Below are 22,787 nucleotides of genomic sequence, written 5' to 3' on the forward strand. Positions count from 1 at the left end.
GAACGCGGGGTGCGTCGCGGCGGCGGATTCGGCGGACTCGGCTGATTCAGCGCTTGAGCGTGTCCGACGGCGCTTCGTCGAACTGGCGCCGGTAGCCGTTGACCAGCGTCGAGCGGCTCTGCACGCCCCATCTCGCGGCGGCGAACAGCACGCTCGGCGCGCCCAGGGTGGTGCCGCTTTCGAGCTCCGCGCGAATCCGCTCCATGCGCTTCTGGCGAATGATTTCGGTCGGCGTCGACCCGAGGCTGTTCTTGAACGCGCTCTGCAACGCGCGCTCGGTCACGCCGATCTCGGCCGCCACCTCGCGCACCGACAGGTCGCTGCGATCGAGGTTTTCCATCAGGTAGCGATACGCGCGCCGATACCTGGCCGGCAAGCGCGCACCGACATCGTCGAGCTGCTCGGTCACGCGTTTCGCGCGATGGGCGAACGGCGCGAGCGCCGCCGAAGCATCCCGCAGGCACTGCATCGCGACGAGCGCATAACGGCTGTACAGCTGCGCCGCATCGGCGTCGCGGCCCTGCGCGGCCCGTGTTTTCGCGAGGCAGTACAGGGATTCGAGTTTCCAGCGGCCTTGCGCGGCACGCCGGTCGGCACCGAGCGGTGCCAGCATGGTTTCCGCGAGTTGCGGCGTGCCGCCGGCCAGCCCGGCGAGCGCGATCTCGATCCGCACCGCGTACTGATATGCATAGAGGCCGTTTGCCATCGCCCAGTTCAGGTGCGCGACCGCGGCTTGCGCGGCTTCGCGCTGCCCGGCGGCGAGACGCTGCACGTGGCCCAGATAGTCGATCCGGCCGCGCAGCAGCGGCGAGCGCACGTGCGCGACGGCCGATGCAAACTGCCCGGCCTCATCGACGGGCGACGCCCTTCCCGCCGTCAGGCCCGACTGCCAGAACACGTGATCGGCGAGCTGCGCGGCGGTGCGGAGCGCGTTCTGCACGCGCAGGTCGTAACGCAACGTGTCGATCAGTTCGCGCCATACCGGCAGTTGCGGCATCGCGGCATCGCCGGCCCCGGCCTGCGCATCGAGCATGACCTCGAGTTCGCCTAGCAGCCCTTCGGCCTCATGCAGTTGCCCCAGTTCGAGCAGCACGCACAGCGCGCCGAAGCGCCCTTCCATCGATTGGCGGGATTCGAGCCGCGGATCGTCGACGATGGACATGAAGCACGACATCGCGGTACCGAACCGGTGACGGAAAAAGGCCTGCCAGCCGGCGTTACGGCACGACGCGATGCGCAAGTCGCGGCGGGACGAGCGGATCATCTTCTGCGCTTCCCGGTACGAATCCTCCGCATCCTCGTCGATGCCGAGCATGGTTTGCAGGTCGGCCTGAATCTGCATGCAGCCCGATGCACTGCTCTCATCGTGATCGCATTGCTCGGCGCAGCGGCTCGTGTACGACATCGTCTCCGCGATCTTTCCGTCGAGCAGCATGCCGAGATGGTCGGGTTGCGCATCGTGACAGGCCAGCACCGAAACGAGCGGAAAATAGAGGCTTGAAAACATGTCGGACTCCATATTGATGGATCGGGAGTGTCGACATGAATCGATTGCCGACACCAGCCGCCGGCGTATCGCTTGCGCCCCCGTTGATGCAGGGTGTCGAGCAGCGTGCCGGGCTATGGGAGCAATGTAGACGAGGACGACATGTTGAACATTCAACAAACCTAACGCCGCGGCCCGATTTGAGGAGTGTTGAAATTCCGGCTGCGTTTATACGGTTTCTGCGCTTTCAGCAACCGAAGCACAAGCGGCCGCGTTTCAATGCGCGGCCGGCCCCGGCCCGCGCGCGAGCTCGCGCATCTGTCCGGCGAACAGGCGCAAGTCGAGCTGATCGTGGATCTGATCGACGAAGATCCCGCAGAACAATGCGAGGATCAGCACGGCCATCGCGCCTTTGATTGGCTGGCTGAGCGCGCTGAGCTCGAGCTTTTGCGCCGATTTGGACGCCAGGTTGGCGCCCAGGTCGATCAGGACCATCACGAACACCATCGGCGCGGCGAGCTTGGCGATCATCTGCATCAGCGTATCGGTCTGACGCAACACGAACATCTCGAGGAAGTTCATGTCGATGGGCGTCCGGGCGGCCACCGGCCACCAGCGGTACGACTCGTACAACGCCTGCAGCAGGAATTCCATCCCGCCGAGCGACCAGAACGCGACGATCGCGACCTGGCTGAGCAAGGTGCCCGACGGTGTCGATTTTTCCGAGCGCATCGGGTTGGTCAGCTGCGCGTTGTTGTAGCCGCTGAGATTGTCGAGATAGATGCCCGCGCTCTCCGCGACCCAGAACACCGTCGCGGCGGCAAACCCCAGCACGGTGCCAATCAGCGCTTCCCGCAGCGCGATCACGACCAGCCCGGTGCCGGCCAGCGATCCGGCGAAACCCACCGGTTGCGCGATCGCGATGTAGAGGCTGAAGATCAGCGCGACGCCGTTGCGCAACGGCCCCTGCAGGATGCCGTCGGCGGTCGGCGGAAACAGCGTCAGGATCACGAGGAGCCGGATCGAGCACACGCCGAGCACCAGCAGGTCCTGAACCAGTTGCGGGCCGACCTGCAGAAATTGATCGTTCATGCTCAGCCGCGGCGCGCCAGCGCCAGTTCTTCCGCCGCTTCGTCCTCGGCGTCGAGCTCGATCTGGTCGAGCGTCCGTTCGAGCTGCGTCGTGCGCGTGCGGCACATGTCGATGCGGCCGCGGTTCTGCGCGATCGCGCGACGCGCATCGGCCACTTGCCGGTCTTTCGCGGTCACGGCGTCGCGCTGCGTGTCGAGTTCCGCCCGCGTGGCCAGCACCTGCGCGTCGACCACTTCGAGGTAACGACGGCAGCCGTCGAAATCGTCGATCGCGAACGGCTCCGCGCCGGTCATCATGCCGGCGATGCGCGCACGCTGGCGCGCGACGATCGCGTCGAGTTCCGCGAGCCGGGCCGTCGTGTGTTCGACGCGCGCCTGCAGTTCCGCGTGCTCGCGCCGTCGCGCGTCGAGTGCGCCGCGCAACTCGGGTTCCATTCGCTCGCGGCGTGCGCCCGCGCGCTTGAGCGCCGAAATCCGGCGCGAGATCGTGCGCATCAGAACGTGCCTCCGCCGCCGGCCTGTGCCAGCTCCATCATCATCGCCTCGGTATCGGCGGGGTCCGCATAGTGATCGGTCCGCTGCGACAGGAACGCATTGATCGCGTCGATCTTCGCGATCGCTTCGTCGGACAGCGGATTCGAACCGGGCTGGTATTCGCCGACCTGCAGCAGCATCTCGACGTCGCGGTAGCGAGCCAGCAATTCGCGCAGCCGGGTCGACGCCGCGAGATAGCCGGGCGAGACGACCTGCGGCATCACGCGCGACAGGCTGCCCAGCACGTCGATGGCCGGATAGCGGTTCTTCGCCGCGATCTCGCGCGACAGGATCAGATGGCCGTCGAGCACGCCGCGCACCTCTTCCGCGATCGGGTCGCTGCCCGACTCGTCTTCCGCGAGCACCGTGTAGAGCGCGGTGATCGAACCGGTGGCGCCCATGCCGGCGCGTTCGAGCAGGCGCGGCAGCTCGGCGAAGATCGACGGCGGAAAACCGCGTCGCGCCGGCGGTTCGCCGGCCGCGAGACCGATCTCGCGGCCGGCGCGCGCGAAACGCGTCAGCGAATCCATCATCAGCAACACGCGCTTGCCTTCGTCGCGAAAGTGCTCGGCAATCGCGGTCGCGACATAGGCGGCTTTCGCGCGCTCGATCGAAGAACGGTCGGAGGTTGCGCATACGACCACCGAACGCGCCATGCCCTGTGGGCCGAGAATCAGTTCGACGAACTCGCGCACTTCGCGCCCGCGTTCGCCGATCAGCGCAATCACGTTGATATCGCATTGCGCGCCGCGCGCGAGCATGCCGAGCAGCGTGCTCTTGCCGACGCCGGCCGGCGCGAAGATGCCGATCCGCTGGCCTTCCGCGAAGGTCGTCATCGCGTCGATCACGCGCACGCCGGTCGGCATGGTTTCCTCGATCATGCGGCGCGTCATCGGGCTCGGCGGATCCGCGAAGATCGGCCGCGCCTGCGCGTCGTCCATGCCGAGCGGGCCGAGGCCGTCGATCGGTTCGCCGAGACTGTCGATCACGCGCCCGAGCAGCCGGTCGCCCACCTTCACGGACAGCGGCCGGCCGAGCCCGACGACGCGCGTCGAGCGCGAGACCTGCGTCAGCCGTGCGAACGGCGACACGAGCGCATAGTCGCGCGTGAAGCCGATCACTTCGCCGTGCTGCAGCAGCGTGCCGTCCGGCGCGCGCAACTCGCACAGCTCGCCGAGCTGCAGGTCGAGGCCCGCGACCTTGATCAGCGTGCCGATCACTTCGGTGATCTTGCCGCTCTGATGCACGCGCACGCTGGCGCGCAGTTCACGTTCGATGGCGTCGGTCAGGTTGCGCAGCCGCGTGTCGCGCACGGGTGCAGTGGGCTTGCCGGCGGCCGGCGGCGCATCGGCGGTGTCCGCAAGCGGCCCTGCCGGCATATCGGTCAGAGCCATGTGTCGGCCTCCTCCGCTTGCGCATCGCCGCTTGCGTCCGTTGCAGCCGCATCGATCCGATCCGCCGGCACGTCGTCGTCATTTACGGCCATCCGATCGTCATCGGCACCACCCGCCTCCTGAACCGACTCCTTCAGCGCGCGCGCGATGGCCGCCCGCATCGTCCGCAATTGCGTCGACACGCTCGCGTCGATCAGGCCGACGTCGGATTCGCACAGGCAACTGCCGCGCGCGAGCCGCCGGTCTGCCGACACGGTGACCGGCAACGGCCGTCCGAGGTCGCGCCAGCGGCTCGCGAGGCCGTCGAACGCGGCGCGCGCATCGTCCAGGTCATCCGGATGAACCGCGACCCGCAGGCAGGTCGAGCCCTCGACGATCCGGTCGACGGCCGACAGCGCCCGCTCGAACAACGCGCTCGTGCCTTCGCTGCGCACGATCTGCTCGACTGCGACGGCGACGATCTCGGCCATGCGTCCGCGCATCCGCTCCTGCGCCGCCCGCGCGTCGCTGCCCGCCTGGGCCACATTGACGAGCCAGTCCGCGGCGCCGCGCGCGCTGCCTTCTTCGAAGCCGCGCTGCGCGGCCGACGCGAACTCGGCGCGCGCCGCGTCCAGCAACGCGTCCGCGTCGGCACGGCCGGCGGCGACGATGCGCCGCGCCTCTTCGCGTGCAGCGTCGAGTTCGGCGCGGGCATCCTGCCCGGCCTGCCGGTAGGCAGTCTCGATGTCGACCAGCGTCCCGAACACTTCGCGCGGCAGGATATCGCCATGCGCGCCGAACCGCGGGCGCGGGTCGTCCGCCGACGGATCGGCTTGTCGCGGCTTGCTCAGCCAGATAACCATGCGTACTCCGGCAACAGATGGGGGAGTTCGGCAAACAGCGCGTCGGTGCCGTGCCGGTCGAGGTCGGCCGGAATCCGGTCGACCCAGCGATGCGGCGAGCCCGACGCGAGCGCCGCGTGGCGCGACACCGGCCGGTACCCGGCCGCGTCGTCCGCATCGACCGGCAACGCGAGACGCAGCAGCGGGCACGGCGAATGCGCGTTGCCCAGGTCGCGCCGGATCAATGCATGCCCTTCCAGCGCGAGCGTTGTGCCATCGATTGCCGTGACCGGCGGAATCGGCGTGCGCGCGGCCATCTGCTCGATGTCGGGCATCGCCTGCCGTTTGCCCGGCTGCTCGACGATCAGCCGGTCGAGCGGGAGCCCCGACCATTCGGCGACGCGCGCGCGCATGCGCTTGTCGACGATCCGCCGTATCTCGCCGCGCCGGAAGCGCAGCGCGCGAATGCGCAGCACGCGCAAGCCGGCCTCCGGCGGCAACGCGTCGACGCACAGCGCGCCCGGACCGGTGGCGGCCTGGAGGTCGGGCAGCGGCAGCCCCACGCAGCGAAGCAGCGCCAACGAGCACGCGTCCAGGCACGCGCGCAGGCGGATCGCGGCGTCGGCGCCTTCATCTGCCGCTGGGTATACCGCCGGCGCGTCTGCACCGCGTTGCCCGGCCATCGTGCGTGCCAGCGCGACGGCCGCGGCCTCGTCGATGCCGAGCGCGCACGCCAGCCACGACGGATGCGCCCATTGCAGCACGCTCCGCGCATTGCGCTGCCACGCCGCCAGCGCGGCAGCGGCCAATCGATAGGACATGTCGGTCATCGCATTCATCGACAGGACAGGGTCACGATCCGGCGCGACCCATCGCGCGAATCGACCGGCATCTCGCGCCTCACGTTCAGGCCTGCGAGCCGCGCTTGCGGCGCAGCGACGCGAGGCCCGCGATGCGGTCGCCCAGCACGTCGGCGGCCGGCTTGAGTCGCTGCTTCAGGACGCGGTGCCGCATGGCCGCCGCCGCACCGCCGATCACCAGCAGCAGCACGCCAACGCCCGCCAGGATCCAGCGCAGCGGATGCGGCTGCGCAGGCGTCGCGGCCGCGATTTCAACCGGTTCGGCCGCGACCGCGGTCACGCTCACCTGATCGTACGAAAGCCCTTCGACGCTATGCACGACGAGGTTCTTGATCTGCGGCACGAGCGCATCGATATCGGATTCGGGCCGGTACTTGATGAACACCGCCGCCGATGAAGGCTTCACCTGCTGGGCCAGCGGATCGTTGTTCGGCAGCACGATCTGCACGCGCGCGAACATGACGCCGTCGATATGCGACAACGTGCCCGACAGTTCCTGCGACAGGCCGTAGATGAAACGCACGCGCTCCTCGGTCGGCGTGGACACCAGCCCTTCCTTCTTGAACAGGTTGCCGAGATCGTCGAACTTGCTGTGCGGCAGGCCGCGCATCCGCAGAATCTGCATCGCACGCACCATGTCGCCGCTTTCGACCTGCAGCACGTAGGTCTTGCCGCCGTCCGGGCTCGCCTTGTCGGCGCTCACGCCGCGTTCCAGCAACGCGACCGTCATCTCGTTGACGTCCTGCTCGCTGAGGTTCGCATACAGCTCCTTCTTGCACGACGCCAGCAACGCGCAACCGGCCAGCATCAGGGCCAGGCCGGCCCGCCGCGCCGCGTCGCGCTTCCATCCAGGCCGGCGCGTCATGGCTACTGGTTCTTCATCAGCGTTTCGGCCGACGACCTCGACGACGACACGACGCTCATCTTCGCCTGAAAGTCGAACTGCACGCGGTACATCTCCATCGCGGCATCGGCCGATTGCGCGATCACCTGCTTCACGTCCATGTTGGCGCTCTGCGCCGACAACTCGGTGATGCGATCCATCGCGTGCTGCGCGGCCGCGTCGTGCGTGGTCAGCATTTGCGCGATCACGCTGCCGCCATCCGCGCCTTCCTGATGCGTGCCGGGCGGGACCAGCTGCGGCTGATTCATCAGCGCCTGGAATTTTTCCGCCGCGCCGGCGTTGGCGGCATCGCCGCCCTTCGTGAGATCGGTCAATGCCGAGTCGATCATCTGGCTTGTGACTGCGTGGCTCATTCGCCCTCCTCGTTCGGTGCTGTGCAATGCCGCCGATGCGGCGTCGATCACGCGCGCAGGTAGTTCAACTGCGGGGCGGAAGCCGGCGACGAGGCCGGGCCGTCGTCGCGGCGCGATGGTTCGTCCTGCGGCTCGCCCGCGAACGGCCGGCACGATTCCGGGATCGTGAATTCGCCGCCGCGATAGTCGCGCACCGCGTTGTTCAGGTCCTCGCGCGCCTCGAGCGCGCGCACCAGTTCGAGCGACTCGCGGTTCGGGTTCGATTCGAGCGCGCTATGCGCCCATTGGCGCCAGCCCGGCTCGCCCTTGGACGCGAGGCAATAGGCCATCATCGCCTTCGCGTAGACGAAGTCCGGCGCGAGGTCGATCAGCGCCCTCAGCGCATGCGCGGCATCGTTCCAGCGGCCGTGAACGATATGCAGCACGCCGTCGAGCATGCCGATCTCCGCGACGGCCGGGCGGAACACGCGCAACGCATCGAGCACAAGCTCGACATCGAGCGTGTCGCCGGCCGCCTTCGGAAACCGGGCGAACAGCGCGGCGGAGACGGTATCGATCAGGCCGCACACAACGTCGTGACTGCATTGCAGGTAGTCGGGTGGCGCGTTCGCCGCAGACGGCGCAGGCTGGCTGTTGAGCATGACGTTGACTCTCCATGGATACGGGCAATCGCCGTTGCGGCAGGCACATCGCGCGCCGGCCCTCGTGACATCCGGCCACGCGCACCGCGACCAGCGATACATCCCACCATAGCAACGGGGCGCGGCGCGGCCGGCGGGCGACGCGAAGCCTTCCGTGCGCAAACGAAGCCCCGCGGGCCGACCGCGCGAAACCGGCGGGAACCGCCGCTCGCTTCGTTTGCGCCGCCGGTGCTTCGGGCCTGCCGGGCGGGCCGACCCGCGCGGCCCTATGATCGGCGCAGGTTCGTCGACACATGCAGCGTGCCCGGACGGCCCGCGGATTCCCGTGCCGGGTGCGGCTGCATCCGGCGCCGGCCGTCGGGGCCAGCCCGCCGCCACGTCGTCGCGCTTGCCCGCCCTTCCGACCCAGGCCTTCGATGAGCGACGAGAAAACCGAAAAGCCGACCGACAAGAAGCTGCGCGACGCACGCCGCGACGGCGAGGTGTCGAAAAGCACCGACCTCATCGACGGCGCGCTGCTCGCGACCGGTGTCATCGTGCTGCTCGCGTGCGGCGACATGATCGTCGACGCGACGCGCTCGTCGCTGCACATCGCGCTCGATTTCGTCGCGACCGGCCACGACATGGTCACGCTGGCGGTGGCGTTGCAGCAGATCGGCACGCGGCTGGCGGGCGCCGTGCTGGTGCCGGTCGCGGCGGCCCTCGTCGCCGTCGTGGTGGCGCTGGCGCCGCAGGTCGGCTTCCAGGTGTCGATGAAGCCGGTGGCGTTCAAGCTCAATGCGGTCAGCCCGGTGGCCGGGATCAAGAAGATCTTCTCGATGCGCACGCTGATCGATCTGCTGAAGATGATCGTCAAGGGCTTGATCGTGTCGTTCGTGATGTGGCGCACCATCGACGCGGTCATGCCGATGGTGGCCGGCTCGCTGTACCAGCCGCTGCCGCAGCTGTCGCGGCTGCTGGGCGTGATCGTGCTGAAGCTGTTCGGCGTCGCCGCGCTGGTGTTCGTCATCATGGGCGCGGCGGACGTGAAGCTGCAGCGCTGGCTGTTCATCCGCAGCAAGAAGATGAGCAAGGACGAAGTCAAGCGCCAGCACAAGCAGGACGAAGGCGACCCGATCATCAAGGGCGAGCGCCGCCGGATCGCGCGCGAACTGTCGAACGGCCCGGCGCGGCCGAAGGTCGGGGCGGCGAACGTGATGGTCGTCAACCCGACCCACTATGCGGTCGCGCTGCGCTATGCGCCCGACGAACACCCGCTGCCCGTGATCATCGCGAAAGGCTTCGACGCGGAAGCCGCGCGGCTGCGCCGCGAGGCGCAGCTGGCCGACGTGCCGATCGTCGGCAATCCGCCCGTCGCGCGTGCGCTCTACAAGGTCGAGCTGGGCGCGCCGATTCCCGAGGAGCTGTTCGAGACGGTCGCGGTGATCCTGCGCTGGGTCGAATCGCTCGGCGCGTCGCGCGCTCGGCCCGATGCGGGCGCCCGCGCCGACGCGCACTGACCCACGCAACCCGGTTACGTCCCATGGCCACCCTGTTCAAGTCGCTGAAGCTGCCCGCCGGCGGAGAAATCGCGTTGCTCGCGCTGATCGTCGCGATGATTTCGCTGATGATCCTGCCGCTACCCACGCTGTTGATCGACATCCTGCTGAGTCTCAATCTCGCGATCAGCGTGACCTTGCTGATGGTCACGCTCTACGTGCCGAGCATCGTGTCGCTGTCCGCGTTCCCGACACTGCTGCTGTTCACGACGCTGTATCGCCTGTCGCTGAACATCGCGTCGACCAAGTCGATCCTGCTGCACGCGGAGGCCGGCGACATCATCGACAGCTTCGGCCAGCTGGTGGTCGGCGGCAATCTGGTCGTCGGGATCGTCGTGTTCGTGATCATCACGGTCGTGCAGTTCATCGTGATCGCGAAGGGCTCCGAGCGGGTCGCCGAAGTGGGCGCGCGGTTCACGCTCGACGCGCTGCCCGGCAAGCAGATGAGCATCGACGCCGACCTGCGCGCGAACAACCTGACGCCCGACGAGGCGCGCCACAAGCGCGCCACGCTGGCGCTCGAAAGCGCGCTGCACGGCGGCATGGACGGCGCGATGAAGTTCGTCAAGGGCGACGCGGTCGCCGGGCTGATCATCACGGTCGTCAACATCGTGGCCGGCCTCGCGGTCGGCGTCGCGTATCACGGGATGAGCGCGGGCGAGGCGGCCAACCGCTTCTCGATCCTGTCGATCGGCGACGCGATGGTGTCGCAGATCCCTTCGCTGCTGCTGTCGGTGGCCGCCGGCGTGATGATCACGCGCGTCTCCGACGAGCGCGAAGGCAAGTCGCTGTCGCTCGGCGCCGAGATCGGCCGGCAGCTCGGCGCCAGCGCGCGCGCGCTGGCCTTCGCGTCGCTGCTGCTGCTGGCGTTCGCGGCGGTGCCGGGTTTTCCGTGGCCGCTGTTCCTGCTGCTGTCGGGCGCGCTCGGCTTCGCCGCGTATCGGCTCGGTCAGCGCAAGCCGTCCCGCGGCGCGTCCGCCGATGAACCGCTCGGCTCGATGCAGCGGGCCGGCGCGAAAACGGGCTCGCCCGCGATCCTGCCGCAGGCGCCCGCGTTCGCGGCGCCGCTGGGCGTACGCATTTCCGCCGATCTGGTCGTGCGCATCAACCAGCCGGCGCTCGACCGCGCGTTCGAGGCCGAGCGTGCGCTGCTGCAGGAGGAACTCGGGTTGCCGTTCCCCGGCATCACGATCTGGGTCTCGGACCGCGTTCCGCCGTCGAGCTGCGAATTCCTGATGCACGACGTGCCGCAACTGTCGCTCGCGCTGCCGCCCGGCAAGGTGGTGCTGCCCGATCTCGGCGCGGCGGCCGCGAGCGCGCCGGAACCCGGCGATGCGCGGACCGTGGACAACGAAGCCGCCAACGCGATGATCGCGCAGTGCGACGTCGGCATGCCAATCGTCGCGAACGGCCCGCAAACCTACTGGATCGACGAAAAGTCGGTGCCCGCGAAGACCCGCGTGTGGCGCGCGGAGCAGCTGATCGCGCATGCGTCGGTCGCGTTGCTGCGGCAGCACGCGGCGTTGTTCGTCGGGGTCCAGGAGGTGCAATACATCTTCGACCAGATGGGCGGCGACTATCCGGGGCTCGTCGCCGAGGTGCAAAAGGTGTTGCCGCCGCAACGGATCGCGGACGTGCTGCGGCGCCTGCTCGAGGAGCAGGTGTCGATCCGCAATGCGCGCAACATCATGGAAAGCCTGATCGCGTGGGGGCCGAAGGAAAAGGACATGCTGATGCTCACGGAATACGTGCGCGGCGACCTGTCGCGCTTCCTCGCGCATCGTGCGGCCAACGGCGCGCGGCAGTTGCCGGCCGTGCTGTTCGACATGCCGGTCGAGCAGCATATTCGCCAGGCGATCAAGCAGACGCCGACCGGCAACTACCTGGCGTTGCCGCCGGAAGAAGCGAAGTTCCTGGTCGACAGCATCCAGTCCTTTGTCGGTCCGGTGCCGCGCGCGGGCATCGCGCTGGTGACGTCGATGGATATCCGCCGCTATGTGAGGCGCATGATCGAATCGCAACTCGGCTGGCTGCCGGTCTACTCGTATCAGGAGCTGGGCTCGCATGTCGATCTGCAACCGCTGGGCCGGGTGATGCTGTAAATCGCGATGTCCAGGATCCATCGCCCCGCCCGCATCATCGCGCCCGCCACCGAGCCGGCCGACCTGCCCGGCACGCGTCGCGCGCGGCGCTTCGATTACGCGGCGCTGCTGCGCCGGCGGGCCGTGCCGCGCGTGGCCCGCACGGCGTCCGACGGCGATGGCGACGGGCAGGATGCGTACGACGCACCGGATTCCGGTGCCGAAGGCGACAACGCCGGCGGCCACGTGCCGTTCGGCACCGCGCGGCGCCACCCGCGCGCGGGCGCTGCGCTGGACGAGCGAATCGGCGCGGCCAGCGCACCGATCGTCGGCGCCGTCTACCGGCAGCAGAACCGCTTCATCGAGCTGACCGCGCGCATCGCGCGCGAGATCGCCGAGTTCTGCTCGAACCGCGCGATCGCGCGATCGGGCAACTGGGATGTCAGCCTGCCGCTCGACCCGGCGGTATTGCCGGATACGACGCTGTACCTGTCGCTTTCGCCTGCCTGTCTGCAGCTTCGTTTCGATGCGCAGGATCCGTCGAGCAGGCAGCTACTCTGGCAGCACAGTCGCCTCCTGGATCGCGAACTGACCGGACTCCTCGACGCATGGGGCGAACCGCGGCAGATCGAGATCGTCATCGAGTGACGCGACGTCACGCACGGATCGTCTGCCGCATGCCTGCCGACGAGCGTCCCGACACCGGCCTGGACAACCCTCAATCGCTATCGTGCTCACCGAAACAGTTTCGCGAAATGACGGCATGACGGGCGGCGCGGCACAGCGGCCGATCGCCCTCGTCGCGAACGGCGCCGACGTGCCGGCGTTGCCCGCCGATGCGCTGGCGCATGGCCTGCCAAGGCTGACGCCCGCCGCCGCGCAAGCGAGCCGGATCCTGTTCGACGCGCGTGTCGACGCGCTGGTGTCGCATCTCGGTGGCGTCACCGGATGGCAGCTGAAACCCGCGGCAGCGACGGCCGATCCGGGTGCGCATCCCGCCGAACCGGGCCGGATCGTCCTCGCGCATGTCACGGGGAGCCTGTCGATCGACGTCGATCTGGCGCGCTATCCGGCGTTGCAGATACTCGCGCCCGAAGCCCGCGGAGCGGCACCCGCGGCCGGCACCGGCGCCGTGCACGCGTTGCGGCAATCGATCGCGAGCGTGCTGCTGGCGCCGCTCACGGAGGTGCTGCTCGCAACGGGCATCGGTACGTGGCGCGTTGCGGACGTGCTGCGAACCGGCAGCGCGACGGCCATGCGCCACGGGGAGCGCCATGCGGGCCGGATGTCGGACCCGCGCGACGTCAGCGACGATCAACTCGCCGCGGATGTATCCGTCACGTTCGACGGATACCGCCACGATGCAACGCTGCAGATCGGCCCGGCGACCCTCGCGCTGCTCGAACGGCGGCTGTCGTCGCTGCACACGAGCCGGTCGCACGCGGCCGCGGCGCAGGACGCGCTGCCTGCGCGGCCCGGCGCCATCGACGCCTTTCATCCGCCGCTGCGCATCCCGGGCCGCGTCACGATCGGCGCACGCCGTATCGCGATAACCGCGCTCGAGGCGCTGCGCCCCGGCGACGTTTTACTGCGCACGATGCCGACCCACATCGAGACCGCACTGGGTCTGGGCGATGCGTTTCGCGCGCGCGCCGCCTGGGGAACGCCGGGGCTGACCCGGCTTTGCGCCGCTGTCGAAATCGACGGCAGCCGGCTTGTCATCATCGAGGAGCCCGTCATGACCGACGAACTGCAACACACCGACGACGACCCGCCACCGCTCGCCGACGATTTCCACGACGAGCCCGTCGACATCGGCGAACTGGACCTGCCCGTGCAGTTCGAGCTCGACAGCGTCGCGCTGCCGCTCGCGCAACTGTCGTCGCTGCGTCCGGGTTATGTGATCGAGCTCGACACGCGCGTGACCGACGCGCGGATCAGGCTGGTCGCGCACGGGCAGACGATCGGCCATGGCGAGCTGATCGCGGTGGCCGACCGTCTCGGCGTTCGAATCCTGCGGATGGCACACGACGATGGTTCAGTACAGTGATCTCACCGGGCTGCTGCTCGTCGTCGTCGCGATCACGATCGTGCCGTTCGTCGCGATGGTCGTCACCTGCTACATGAAGATCGTGGTGGTGCTCGGCCTGTTGCGCAACGCGCTCGGCGTGCAGCAGGTGCCGCCGAACATGGTGCTCAACGGTATCGCGATCCTGGTTTCCGCGTACGTGCTGGCGCCGGTCGCCATCGCCGCGTCGCGCAACCTGCCGACCGATCCGGTCGCCGGCGAATCCAGTTCGCAGGCGGTGATGCAGGCGTTCAGCGCGGCGCGCGAGCCGTTCCGCAAATTCCTCGAGGCCCACGCACACCAGCGCGAGCGGCGCTTCTTCGTCCGCTCGGCGGCGGTGGTCTGGCCGAAGGATGTCGCGAGCGAACTGAAGGACACCGACCTGTTCGTGCTGGCGCCCGCCTTCACGCTCACCGAGCTGACGGAGGCCTTCAAGATCGGCTTCCTGCTGTATGTCGCCTTCATCGTGGTCGACCTGATCATCGCCAACGTGCTCCTGGCGATGGGGCTGAACCAGGTGCAGCCAACCAACGTCGCGATTCCGTTCAAGCTGCTGCTGTTCGTCGTGATGGATGGCTGGTCGACGCTGATCCATGGCCTCGTGCTGACCTACAAGTAGTGCGCGGCAATCGATACCGAACGCTTGTTCACGGGGACTCTCGATGGAAATCGACGCGCTGATCGGCGCTACCGCCCAGGGGATGCTGCTGTGCCTCTACTGCTCGCTGCCGGTCGTCATCGTGGCGGCCGCGGTCGGGCTCGCCGTGTCGTTCCTGCAGGCGATCACGTCGATGCAGGACCAGACCTTGCCGCATGGCGTGAAGCTGGTGGCGGTGGTGATCACGATCGTCATCGTGGCCCCGCTGGCGGCGTCCGCGGTGCTGCATTTCGCCAACCAGATGATGCGCACTGCGTTGCCGCAATGAACGACCCCATCACGACGATCGCCGCTGCGCGCGTCCGGCCCGGGGGGCTTGGCCGATGAGCCGGATCTCGCACAATCCGTACGCCGCGGCCCAGGACGGGCTCGCGCAAGCCGAGCAGGCACGGGCCGACCGTGCGCGCGACGACACGCGTGCGACCCATCAGGCCGCGCTGTATCGTGGCCGCACGACCTTTACCCATGCGCATCGGGCGAGCGCGAAGCTGCTGGCGAACAAGCTGCGCGCCGCCAAGTTGCGTGCGCGCCTCGCACAGGCCCGGCGGAAAAATGCCGGCAAGCGGGCCAGCTTCGCGATGTCGCGCAAGGCGCTGGCCCAGGCGCCGCGGCAATCGGGCTCGTCCGGCTCGACCCGACGCGCGATGCCGAAATCGCTGTCGGGATTGCGTGTCAGCCGTGATGGCGGGCGCGGCGGGCAGCGTGGCGGCGGCGGGCAGCAGTCGTCGCAGCAGGACGGGAAACAGCAGCAGCAAGGCCGGCAACAGCAACGGCAGGAACAGGATGCGCGGCGCGTGCCGGGCAAATTGCGTGTCGCCCATCGCGGCATGGGTGCTGCGTTGCCGGACGACGCAACGTTGCCCGACTGGTTGAACGATGCGCTCGATCATGAAACCGACGGCGCGCGCGAACAAGCCGTTGCCGACGCGTGTTGCGACGAGCTGCTTGCGATGCGCGACGAACTCGCCGCGGCCCCCGAGCAGCGCCTCGATGCCCGGATGTATCGCGTTGCCCGCGAAGTCACGCTTGCGCGCACGTGGCTCGGCGCATCGGGCGCGACGGGTTTCGAAGCGGTTCGCGCGCGCCTCGTCGAGCGGTCCCGGTTGCGTGGTGCCGTCGCGGGCGCGGAGGATGCGCGTCGCGCAGACCAGCCGACGTCGGCCACGGAGCCGGTGAGCCGCGTCCGGCATTTCAACCTGCTGCTGGGCCTGCAGTTGCTCGCGCTCGAGCGGCCGACGGTCGGCTCGCGCGCGACGCGCGCGGACAGCATCCTGGCCTCGCTGCAGGCGGGCGCCAGCGCGGAACACGACGACGCGCGCGGCCGGCAGGACGACGACGCGGAGCCGTCCCCCGCGTCGTCGCATTGAGCGCTTCGCAACCGCGCACGCCGGTTCGCGCGCCGGTCAGGCGCCGGCATCGTCGGTCGCTACAGTGAAAGCATCGAAAGCACGCGACGCCGATGCGATTCGACGCATGTCGCCTGCCTCACCGCAAGGATCCGAGTCGATCATGAAACTGCTGCGCATCCTCACGGGACACCACGCCGGCGCCCAGGTCCATCTGGAGCCTGGTGCGTATCGCGTCGGCGTCGACGACGACGCCGACATCCAGCTCACCGACTGGCGCGGCGCCGACGTGCTGCTGGTGGTCGAGCCGAATGGCGCCGTCAGCAGCCAGCGACTCGAGCGCGGCGATGCGGATGACCCGCAGGCGGCTTTCGCCACGTCGCCGGACGGCCGGCGGCTCGACGGCGATGTCGATGGCGACGTAGCGGCTGGCACGGCTCAACGCGAGGCTCACGACGAAGCGCACACCGTGGGCGAGGACGCGCCGCTGGACCCCTGCAAGGTGTGGATGGTCGACTTCGTGCCGCTGCAGTTCGACGACATCGCGTTGTGCATCGGCTGGGCGGACGACGCGTGGCCGAGCGATCTCGCGTTGCTGTCGACGCTGCTGACCGGCCCCGCCCAGACATCACGCGAAGGCGACGGCCCGCAACGCGGCGCCGCGCGCCTGAAACGGCTGCGCTATACGGGCATCGTCGCCGCGTGCGTGGCCGTCGGCGCGGGCGTGATCGGCATCAGCTTCGTGCTGACCACCAATGTCAGCCGCGCCGCGCTCACGCCGCCCGACGTGCTGTTCGAGCAACGCGTGAACCGCGCGCTGGCCGACGCGCACCTGAACGAGCTGCATGCGGCGCGGGATGGCGACGGCGCCGCGCGCGCGGTGGTGGCGGGCATGGTCCGCTCGGCCAACGACGATCACGTCGCGCGGCAACTGTTCGAACACCTGAAGCCGGGCGTCGTCGTGCGCCGCTACCGGGTGGCCGACGACATCGCGCGCGGAATCCGGGATGCCGTCGATGTCGACGGCGTGCAGGTCGCCTACGACGGACATGGCGTGTTTACCGTGTCCGGCGCGGTGGCCGACCGGCAACGCGTCGAGAACGCGCTGACGCGTATCCGCGGCGATTTCGACAAGAGCGTCACGCAGATTCGCGTGTCGCTGAGCGATATCGCTGTTCCGGCGCCGGCGCCGAAACAGGGGACGTTCACCGCGCTGCTGTCGTCGGGCGACGTGCGGTACGCCGAAACGCCGGACGGCGTGAAGCACATCTATCCCGTGCCGGAAGCCGCCGACGACGGCGCCTCGGACGCGATCGCCGCATCGGCGCCGGGCGCTGTGTCCGACACGCCGGGCTCGCCCGCCACGCCGCCTGCCGCGCAGGCCAGCCCCGTGCCGTTGCCGTCGGACGACCGGGTGGCCGCGGCGTCGATTCACTGAACCCAAGGGGAAAAACGCATGTACGAAGCCATCGAACGCCACGCCGAGGATTTCGGCAATCTGCAGAACCTGCTTGCCGATCCCGCCGCGGGGCCGCGGCTGATCGAGCTTGAGCGCGCGTTGCAACAAAGCGCGCAGGCGGTCGGCGACGCACAGGGCGGCAACGACCTCGACCGCAGCAATCGCTCGAAGATCTACCTCGGGCTGATGGCGGCCAGCCGCCTTGTCGCCCAGCTTCGCGAACAGGAACTCGCGAAGTAACGCCCGGTTTTCGCGCTTGCGCGCGGAATCCCGCGACGCCGGATCACCGGTCCGTCGCGTTTTGCAACGACTGCCGGGGAAGTCACTCGCGGGCAACCGCGACGTCCTTCGTACGGCTTTTTCCACACGTCGAAAGGAGTGAGTCATGGGTGTGAGCAACTTGGCCAGCAGTTTCGCAGGCGGCGCAAACGGCGCCGCCGCCTCCGGCGGGATCATCGGACAGATCGAGGCCAATGCGAACCAGTCCCTGGCGATCGCAGGGGCACAATCGGATGCGCAGCTCAAGCAGGCGGCCGGTGAGGCGCTGAAGGGTGGCGCGAAGGGCATCAAGGACGCCGCCAGCCCGTCGTGATCGAGACGGGGCCAGCCGGCACCGTCTTTTCGCCGATCGGGCCGCGTCGCGGCGCGGTCGGCTTTTCCTATCGGTTGTGTTGCCGATGAGTATCGATATCTATACCGCGTTGATCGGCGAGCTGTGCACCGCCGTCGGTTTGCCCGATGTCGACCACGTGCTGCAGACGCGCACGATCGAGGTCGAGGGTTTCGACGTGCGGCTCGATCACTTCGACAACGATCAGGGCGCGCTCTACGTCAATTTTCATTACGGTACGGTCACCGCCGGCCGCACGTTGACGATCTTCCGGCTGATGCTGGAAGCCAACCTGCTGATCTACGCGCAGGATCAGGCGCAACTCGGCATGGACAGCGACACGGGCGGCATCGTGCTGATCGTGCGCGTGCCGTTCGCCGACGACGTGACCGGCGAAACCATCGCCGACCTGTTGTCGCACTATGCAGAGCACGGACGGTACTGGCGGCAGAACATCATCGAATCGAGCGACGACATGTTCGAAGGGATCGCGACCGGCGAATTCATCTGGCTGCGCGCGTGAGCGTGCGCCGCGACGCGTCGTGTCGAACCACGGATGGCGCCGCGTGGCGGGACGACACTTCGCGTCCGCTTATCCGTCTTCGCTTCGGTGCCGCGATCCGCGCGGCCGCGCTCCTATGCTGAGGTCCGGAACCCGTTGACCCCGGAGGTCACATGACTGAAACGCGTATCTTCCACGGCCCGCGCCCTTCCTTCGACCCGACGCAGCAACACGACGGGGCCGGCAACGCGCCCCCCGGCAAGGGTTCGGTGCGCTCGTCGTCGGCGCAGCAGCCCGGCGCACTGCTGGGCGGACTGCAACGGCCCGCGCCAGGGCCCGGCACGCGGGGCGCGTTCAATGTGCCCGGCCGGGGGACGAACCTGCAGGACGTGCTGGTGCCGGCCGGCACCGCGCCGCGCGTCGCGCCGCGGACACCGCCCGCGTCCTACCCGCAACGGCCGATGTCGATGCCGCCGTATCCGCACGAGCCGTCATCGAACGCGTATCCGGGACGCCCGCGCGCCTACTCGATGCCCGGGCCGGCGCGGGGACAGCTGACCATGCCCGATCCCGCCGATTACAAGCCGGGCGGCAGATTCGGCCCGGCGCAAAACGCGGACGCGCGGCCGGTGCACGCGTATCCCGAGCCGCAGTTCGCTCGGCCGCATCCGGGATCCGTGCCGGCGCCGCAAGCGTCCTATCCGGCGCGACCGGCCCATGCGCCGCAACCTCACCCTCCCGCCGGTGTTGCACCGGGTCCGGCCGTACCGACATTCGCGACGTCTCCTGTCGACGCGCGAATCGGCTCTGCCAGGCAGCTCTTCCGCACTGTGCGGCAAGCGTTGCGTGCCTTTACGTCCGATTGGACCCGTGCCGGCGATACCGGCGGCACCATCAGCGCGAGCCAGTCGAGAAGCGAAGCGCGCCTGGCGCGTTACGCGGAGGACTCGGCGTCCGAGACGCCGCTGACCGGTGGATATGGCGACGGCCGATTCGATCGCCGTTGATCACGCCAATGCCGGCAGCAACCGACGCCGGGGCTGACGGCAAGCCCCGGAGTGGGCATTTTTAGCCGTCGTACGAAAGCATGGATGCCGTGCGCGTGCGGGTGTGACCGCGATAACGAGCCGACGCCGGCAGTCGCCATGATTTGTTTGGGTTTCGAGACCTGATCCGAGTGTGCCGATGACCATTCCGATAACCACCGGCGAAAGCGCCGATCCGTATCACGCCGCGACCCACGAAGGCCCTGCCGCGCCGCCCGCCCCATCGGCATCGGCATCGCGGCCGACTCCCGGCCGGCCTTCGCAGCTGGCAGGACTGCCGGGCCGCTCCGACACGCGTTCGACACCGGCCGATTCGGCATCGCGTGAACCGGGGCACGCGAACGGCGCTTCGTCGGCCAACCGGATGGAAAACCGGCAGCGGGATATTCCGCAGCAATCCGAAGCAACGCGCGCATCGGCTTCGCGTATCGACAGGCGTTTCAGGTCGGCTCCGCCGGTTCCGATGGTGCCACCGCAATATGCCTCCAGCGTGTCGCCATTGCGGCCCGCGGTCACGCGTTCCCGCTCTGCGCCGTCCGCCGTCGTCGAGCCGCAACGCGATGCACCGGATGCGTCGGCTTCGCGAATCGACCGGAATTTTCCTGGCGCGCCGCCCGTCCCGATGGTGCCGCCGCAGTTTGCCGCCAGCGTACGGCCGTTGCGACCGGTCGTCCCGCGCGCTCCATCCGCGCCGTCCGCTTCGGCCGGGCCGCAACGGGATGCAGCGGGCACTCCGAATTCGCGAATCGACCGCAATTTCCCCGACGCGCCGCCGGTTCCGATCGTGCCGCAACGCATGCTTGCCGACACACCGGCCGAGTCGACCGAAGCGATCGAAATGACCGACATACCGCCGACGCCGATCGACACGCCCGCATCGGGTGCTGAAGTTCAGTCGACGCGCGCACGTGCAACAACGCCGCCTGAAACCGCCCCATCCACCGACAGCATCGAGCAACAGGAAGCGCAGATCACGGAAAAGGTCGGCCTGCTCCGGCAGTTGCTCAGCAACACGGCGACCACGACCGGCATCGGCTGGACTGCCAACGTACTGCATGCGACGGCGCGCGAAGGCACCATCTACTATCTGGCGACGGCCATCCGCGAAGTGGTCGGGCAACTCGCCGCGAAAAATCTCGAGCATGTGTCGGAACCCGTGAAAGTCGCCGTGTCCGCGAGCATCGTCGCCGGGGTCGGGATGCTCAACGCGCTCGTCGCGGTCCAGCAACGCATCAACGGGCGCGGCAACTGGATGACCCGTTCGGCGCAGGCGTCCAATATCGCGTTGCTCGGTGCCGCGGCGACGATTGCGGGGAACACCGGCGGGCTCGGGAAGGCGACGGCATTGCTGATCAAGGCGACCGAGTATTCGGCCAGCCTCGGCGCGATCGGCTTGTTCATCCGGCCGGCAGACAATCGCGATCCGTCGCTGCAACACGCGAACGGCCGCGCGGTATTCACCAACATGGTGGTCTATGGCGTCAGCCAGATCCCGATCTTCACGCTGCAAGGGACGGGCGCCGCCTATTCGGGCACGAGCGATGCCGCGCTGGCCAGTTCGGCGAAAAGCGCGTTCGGCCATTTCAGCGCGTTTGCCGCCGCCAACGCTGCCGGCGAAGTGATCAACTCGCTGATGTACCCGGCGCTCACGGCCTTTTACGACCACCTGGCCGATGGCCTGAGGCCAGCTCTGCGCGCGGTGCAGGACGTCCGGCTCACGACCCATGTGCACGTTCCGTTCGGCAAGGATGTCATCAACAACTGGGCGGGACGAGAGGTGGTCGGCGGCGTGACACGCAATGACGTCGAGGATCGGGCGACGGGATCGACGCTCGCGCTCGAGTCGCTATTCGTGATCCTGTACCCGTTCCTCGATGTATTCAGCAGGGCCGGGCCCGCCGCCCATCTGAGTCCGAGGGACAGCGATTATCTGACGAACACGATCGCGGGGTTATCGATCGGCCTGATGTTCGTGTCCTACGTCTTCATGACGAGCATGTCGCCGCGCCGTACGGTTGCGGCCATCGATCCGGAAGCCGCGCCGGCGGAACACGCACCGCCGGCTGCAACGGATGAGCCCGGGACCGTGCAGCCACGCCCGGAGGATGCGACGCCGCCGCACTGAATCCACGAACCGGTTGCCGGCGCGCCCGCGATCGATCCGGCGCAGCTTCGGGTTCGACGACGACGCTTCAGACGCCGCCGCTGCCACGCGGCACCCGCTTGTTATAAGTCGAGCGGTGTGTGCGGCAGCGGATGCCGCTGCGGTCGACACATCACGCCCTCGCCTGTCCGCCGCCGCACGCGCAATCGGCCGCAGTCGATACACATGCCGACCGTCGCGGCCATTCCGGCGCGCAACCCGATACTGGAGATCCGATGCAAACCACCCATGCAACGCACCACGGCGCGAGCATGCCGACCGAACTTGATGGCGGCGCGCTCGAGCACGTGGACAGCCATCAAACCGAGGGCCATGTCGATGCATCGCCGGCCCCCGCCGCGTCGACTCGCGTCAACCCGCGCGTCGATGTAAGACTGGCGCAATTGGCACGCGCCCCAACGCCCGAACGAAGAACCGATACCGCGTTTTCCGCCAAACCCGGTCCGGTACAGACGGGAAACCCGACGGGATCCACGTCGACGCAGCTCTGCTTTATCCAGAACGGCATGCCGCCACGGTATCTGACCGGCACGCTGCTTCAGCATGGCACGGTGTTGATGGCCCGCGCGCCGACTCCCGACGGAGGGCAGCGCATGACCCGATTCTCGCGAGTGACCGCATCCGACGGCTCCAGGCTGTTCATGCCCGGATTGGCGGGTGGCGCCGGCTGGTACAGCACGCAAGGCGGGCAGCCGTATTACCACGACGAAACCGCCGCGGCAGGCGCACAGTATTTTCACGGCGACGCGTGGCAGTCGGCGCCGCCGCAAGACCTGCACACGGGCGCGTCTTCCGCAGCCGGATCGGCTTCGGTATCGGAATTCCAAGCGCTTCCGGACGGGACCTGCGCGACCAACGGAAACATCTATGTGATCGCGTACAGCGCGCACGGGCCGTTTGAATTGTTCGACGTGCACACGCACGAATCGGCCGGGAATTACTGGGTCTCCGCGACCGAGTCAGGTCGGACGATTTCGTTTCCCTCCATCGAGAACGACTCCGATATCCCGGGGGCCGTCGATCTGGCCATCTGGCATCTTGCAAGGCACACCTCGATGCCCGAGATGACCATCGAATGTGTCGTCAATTCCGAATTACTGCGCAAGCTGACATCGAAATACGAAATGACATGCAATGACGGCTTGAATTGCACGGGAAACACGCAAGCGATGCGGGCGGTGGCGGAGCGGAGTCTGCTCAGAAACGGATGGCGCCTGAATTGACGGATGCA

At 68.3% G+C, this 22,787-nt stretch carries 24 protein-coding genes; 14 read left to right on the top strand and 10 right to left on the bottom strand.

Features of this window, described 5'->3' with window-relative positions; translation table 11 throughout:
* Window positions 1-46: 46 nt before the first annotated feature.
* From ACTRWB_RS16830 to ACTRWB_RS16870, 9 genes are all read right to left on the bottom strand, one after another.
* Entirely contained in the window at window positions 47-1,507 is a 1,461-nt protein-coding gene (locus ACTRWB_RS16830; RefSeq protein WP_446902561.1) for a helix-turn-helix transcriptional regulator, read from the bottom strand.
* A 255-nt stretch (window positions 1,508-1,762) separates the two neighbouring features.
* On the bottom strand, window positions 1,763-2,578 hold the full coding sequence (gene sctT / locus ACTRWB_RS16835) for a type III secretion system export apparatus subunit SctT (RefSeq protein ID WP_129518185.1): 816 nt from the start codon (window positions 2,576-2,578) through the stop codon (window positions 1,763-1,765).
* A 2-nt stretch (window positions 2,579-2,580) separates the two neighbouring features.
* Window positions 2,581-3,072 carry a type III secretion protein gene (locus ACTRWB_RS16840; protein ID WP_446902562.1) on the bottom strand — a complete coding sequence of 164 codons (492 nt, stop codon included), beginning with the start codon at window positions 3,070-3,072 and terminating at the stop codon, window positions 2,581-2,583.
* A complete protein-coding gene (gene sctN / locus ACTRWB_RS16845; RefSeq protein WP_446902563.1) occupies window positions 3,072-4,505 on the bottom strand; it encodes a type III secretion system ATPase SctN in 1,434 nt (477 codons plus the stop codon). Before sctN ends, ACTRWB_RS16840 begins: the two co-directional genes overlap by 1 nt.
* Window positions 4,496-5,347: a type III secretion system stator protein SctL gene (gene sctL, locus ACTRWB_RS16850; protein ID WP_446902564.1), complete on the bottom strand. Its 852-nt coding sequence runs from the start codon at window positions 5,345-5,347 to the stop codon at window positions 4,496-4,498. The genes sctN and sctL overlap by 10 nt, the downstream gene beginning before the upstream one ends.
* On the bottom strand, window positions 5,332-6,156 hold the full coding sequence (locus ACTRWB_RS16855; RefSeq protein ID WP_446902565.1) for a type III secretion protein HrpB4: 825 nt from the start codon (window positions 6,154-6,156) through the stop codon (window positions 5,332-5,334). The genes sctL and ACTRWB_RS16855 overlap by 16 nt, the downstream gene beginning before the upstream one ends.
* A 76-nt stretch (window positions 6,157-6,232) precedes the next feature.
* Window positions 6,233-7,051, bottom strand: coding sequence for a type III secretion system inner membrane ring lipoprotein SctJ (gene sctJ, locus ACTRWB_RS16860; protein ID WP_193102681.1), 819 nt, complete (start codon window positions 7,049-7,051; stop codon window positions 6,233-6,235).
* Window positions 7,052-7,053: 2 nt separating this feature from the next.
* Complete coding sequence (locus ACTRWB_RS16865; protein WP_446902566.1) at window positions 7,054-7,443, bottom strand: hypothetical protein; 390 nt, start codon at window positions 7,441-7,443, stop codon at window positions 7,054-7,056.
* Between the two features lie 47 nt (window positions 7,444-7,490).
* Complete coding sequence (locus tag ACTRWB_RS16870; RefSeq protein WP_193102680.1) at window positions 7,491-8,084, bottom strand: HrpB1 family type III secretion system apparatus protein; 594 nt, start codon at window positions 8,082-8,084, stop codon at window positions 7,491-7,493.
* Between the two features lie 416 nt (window positions 8,085-8,500).
* On the opposite strand from ACTRWB_RS16870, the gene sctU reads away from it, so the two are divergent.
* The 12 genes from sctU (at window position 8,501) to ACTRWB_RS16930 (ending at window position 19,353) form a co-directional block, all read left to right on the top strand.
* On the top strand, window positions 8,501-9,583 hold the full coding sequence (gene sctU / locus ACTRWB_RS16875) for a type III secretion system export apparatus subunit SctU (protein WP_446902567.1): 1,083 nt from the start codon (window positions 8,501-8,503) through the stop codon (window positions 9,581-9,583).
* 23 nt (window positions 9,584-9,606) lie between these two features.
* Complete coding sequence (sctV, locus tag ACTRWB_RS16880; protein WP_446902568.1) at window positions 9,607-11,724, top strand: type III secretion system export apparatus subunit SctV; 2,118 nt, start codon at window positions 9,607-9,609, stop codon at window positions 11,722-11,724.
* 6 nt (window positions 11,725-11,730) lie between these two features.
* Window positions 11,731-12,351: a type III secretion system protein SctP gene (sctP, locus tag ACTRWB_RS16885; protein WP_446902569.1), complete on the top strand. Its 621-nt coding sequence runs from the start codon at window positions 11,731-11,733 to the stop codon at window positions 12,349-12,351.
* A gap of 115 nt (window positions 12,352-12,466) precedes the next feature.
* On the top strand, window positions 12,467-13,753 hold the full coding sequence (gene sctQ / locus ACTRWB_RS16890) for a type III secretion system cytoplasmic ring protein SctQ (RefSeq protein WP_446902570.1): 1,287 nt from the start codon (window positions 12,467-12,469) through the stop codon (window positions 13,751-13,753).
* Entirely contained in the window at window positions 13,737-14,390 is a 654-nt protein-coding gene (sctR, locus tag ACTRWB_RS16895) for a type III secretion system export apparatus subunit SctR (RefSeq protein ID WP_446902571.1), read from the top strand. The genes sctQ and sctR overlap by 17 nt, the downstream gene beginning before the upstream one ends.
* 43 nt (window positions 14,391-14,433) lie before the next feature.
* The gene (gene sctS / locus ACTRWB_RS16900; protein WP_048245064.1) at window positions 14,434-14,697 is read left to right on the top strand and encodes a type III secretion system export apparatus subunit SctS; all 264 of its coding nucleotides are present in this window, start codon (window positions 14,434-14,436) and stop codon (window positions 14,695-14,697) included.
* 55 nt (window positions 14,698-14,752) lie between these two features.
* Window positions 14,753-15,796: a hypothetical protein gene (locus ACTRWB_RS16905; RefSeq protein WP_446902572.1), complete on the top strand. Its 1,044-nt coding sequence runs from the start codon at window positions 14,753-14,755 to the stop codon at window positions 15,794-15,796.
* Between the two features lie 142 nt (window positions 15,797-15,938).
* The gene (locus tag ACTRWB_RS16910) at window positions 15,939-17,213 is read left to right on the top strand and encodes a secretion protein (protein WP_446902573.1); all 1,275 of its coding nucleotides are present in this window, start codon (window positions 15,939-15,941) and stop codon (window positions 17,211-17,213) included.
* 18 nt (window positions 17,214-17,231) lie between these two features.
* Window positions 17,232-17,474 (top strand): hypothetical protein, encoded by a 243-nt coding sequence (locus ACTRWB_RS16915; RefSeq protein WP_048251936.1) that lies wholly within the window; start codon window positions 17,232-17,234, stop codon window positions 17,472-17,474.
* A gap of 145 nt (window positions 17,475-17,619) precedes the next feature.
* Window positions 17,620-17,826, top strand: a complete 207-nt coding sequence (locus ACTRWB_RS16920) for a hypothetical protein (protein WP_048251935.1) — start codon at window positions 17,620-17,622, stop codon at window positions 17,824-17,826.
* Window positions 17,827-17,911: 85 nt separating this feature from the next.
* On the top strand, window positions 17,912-18,367 hold the full coding sequence (locus ACTRWB_RS16925) for a CesT family type III secretion system chaperone (protein WP_129518198.1): 456 nt from the start codon (window positions 17,912-17,914) through the stop codon (window positions 18,365-18,367).
* A gap of 152 nt (window positions 18,368-18,519) precedes the next feature.
* Window positions 18,520-19,353, top strand: a complete 834-nt coding sequence (locus ACTRWB_RS16930) for a hypothetical protein (RefSeq protein ID WP_446902574.1) — start codon at window positions 18,520-18,522, stop codon at window positions 19,351-19,353.
* Window positions 19,354-19,572: 219 nt separating this feature from the next.
* Here ACTRWB_RS16930 and ACTRWB_RS16935 read toward each other — a convergent pair whose 3' ends face one another.
* Window positions 19,573-20,262 carry a hypothetical protein gene (locus tag ACTRWB_RS16935; RefSeq protein WP_446902575.1) on the bottom strand — a complete coding sequence of 230 codons (690 nt, stop codon included), beginning with the start codon at window positions 20,260-20,262 and terminating at the stop codon, window positions 19,573-19,575.
* Between ACTRWB_RS16935 and ACTRWB_RS16940 the strand changes: the two genes are divergently transcribed.
* A complete protein-coding gene (locus tag ACTRWB_RS16940; RefSeq protein WP_446902576.1) occupies window positions 20,231-21,517 on the top strand; it encodes a hypothetical protein in 1,287 nt (428 codons plus the stop codon). The genes ACTRWB_RS16935 and ACTRWB_RS16940 overlap by 32 nt on opposite strands.
* 254 nt (window positions 21,518-21,771) lie before the next feature.
* On the top strand, window positions 21,772-22,779 hold the full coding sequence (locus tag ACTRWB_RS16945) for a hypothetical protein (protein ID WP_446902577.1): 1,008 nt from the start codon (window positions 21,772-21,774) through the stop codon (window positions 22,777-22,779).
* The last annotated feature ends 8 nt before the right edge of the window (window positions 22,780-22,787 follow it).

It is taken from the genome of Burkholderia sp. YIM B11467, from assembly GCF_052952715.1.

Bases quoted from the DNA above. Each gene is read 5' to 3' on its own strand.
- sctS (WP_048245064.1), top strand. From the start codon at position 14,434: ATGGAAATCGACGCGCTGATCGGCGCTACCGCCCAGGGGATGCTGCTG.
- ACTRWB_RS16930 (WP_446902574.1), top strand. From the start codon at position 18,520: ATGACTGAAACGCGTATCTTCCACGGCCCGCGCCCTTCCTTCGACCCG.
- ACTRWB_RS16905 (WP_446902572.1), top strand. From the start codon at position 14,753: ATGAGCCGGATCTCGCACAATCCGTACGCCGCGGCCCAGGACGGGCTC.
- ACTRWB_RS16855 (WP_446902565.1), bottom strand. From the start codon at position 6,156: ATGACCGACATGTCCTATCGATTGGCCGCTGCCGCGCTGGCGGCGTGG.
- sctU (WP_446902567.1), top strand. From the start codon at position 8,501: ATGAGCGACGAGAAAACCGAAAAGCCGACCGACAAGAAGCTGCGCGAC.
- ACTRWB_RS16925 (WP_129518198.1), top strand. From the start codon at position 17,912: ATGAGTATCGATATCTATACCGCGTTGATCGGCGAGCTGTGCACCGCC.
- sctV (WP_446902568.1), top strand. From the start codon at position 9,607: ATGGCCACCCTGTTCAAGTCGCTGAAGCTGCCCGCCGGCGGAGAAATC.
- sctQ (WP_446902570.1), top strand. From the start codon at position 12,467: ATGACGGGCGGCGCGGCACAGCGGCCGATCGCCCTCGTCGCGAACGGC.
- ACTRWB_RS16945 (WP_446902577.1), top strand. From the start codon at position 21,772: ATGCAAACCACCCATGCAACGCACCACGGCGCGAGCATGCCGACCGAA.
- ACTRWB_RS16870 (WP_193102680.1), bottom strand. From the start codon at position 8,084: ATGCTCAACAGCCAGCCTGCGCCGTCTGCGGCGAACGCGCCACCCGAC.
- sctN (WP_446902563.1), bottom strand. From the start codon at position 4,505: ATGGCTCTGACCGATATGCCGGCAGGGCCGCTTGCGGACACCGCCGAT.
- sctR (WP_446902571.1), top strand. From the start codon at position 13,737: ATGGTTCAGTACAGTGATCTCACCGGGCTGCTGCTCGTCGTCGTCGCG.
- sctT (WP_129518185.1), bottom strand. From the start codon at position 2,578: ATGAACGATCAATTTCTGCAGGTCGGCCCGCAACTGGTTCAGGACCTG.
- sctL (WP_446902564.1), bottom strand. From the start codon at position 5,347: ATGGTTATCTGGCTGAGCAAGCCGCGACAAGCCGATCCGTCGGCGGAC.
- sctP (WP_446902569.1), top strand. From the start codon at position 11,731: ATGTCCAGGATCCATCGCCCCGCCCGCATCATCGCGCCCGCCACCGAG.
- ACTRWB_RS16940 (WP_446902576.1), top strand. From the start codon at position 20,231: ATGACCGACATACCGCCGACGCCGATCGACACGCCCGCATCGGGTGCT.
- ACTRWB_RS16920 (WP_048251935.1), top strand. From the start codon at position 17,620: ATGGGTGTGAGCAACTTGGCCAGCAGTTTCGCAGGCGGCGCAAACGGC.
- ACTRWB_RS16830 (WP_446902561.1), bottom strand. From the start codon at position 1,507: ATGTTTTCAAGCCTCTATTTTCCGCTCGTTTCGGTGCTGGCCTGTCAC.
- ACTRWB_RS16910 (WP_446902573.1), top strand. From the start codon at position 15,939: ATGAAACTGCTGCGCATCCTCACGGGACACCACGCCGGCGCCCAGGTC.
- ACTRWB_RS16865 (WP_446902566.1), bottom strand. From the start codon at position 7,443: ATGAGCCACGCAGTCACAAGCCAGATGATCGACTCGGCATTGACCGAT.
- ACTRWB_RS16915 (WP_048251936.1), top strand. From the start codon at position 17,232: ATGTACGAAGCCATCGAACGCCACGCCGAGGATTTCGGCAATCTGCAG.
- sctJ (WP_193102681.1), bottom strand. From the start codon at position 7,051: ATGACGCGCCGGCCTGGATGGAAGCGCGACGCGGCGCGGCGGGCCGGC.
- ACTRWB_RS16840 (WP_446902562.1), bottom strand. From the start codon at position 3,072: ATGCGCACGATCTCGCGCCGGATTTCGGCGCTCAAGCGCGCGGGCGCA.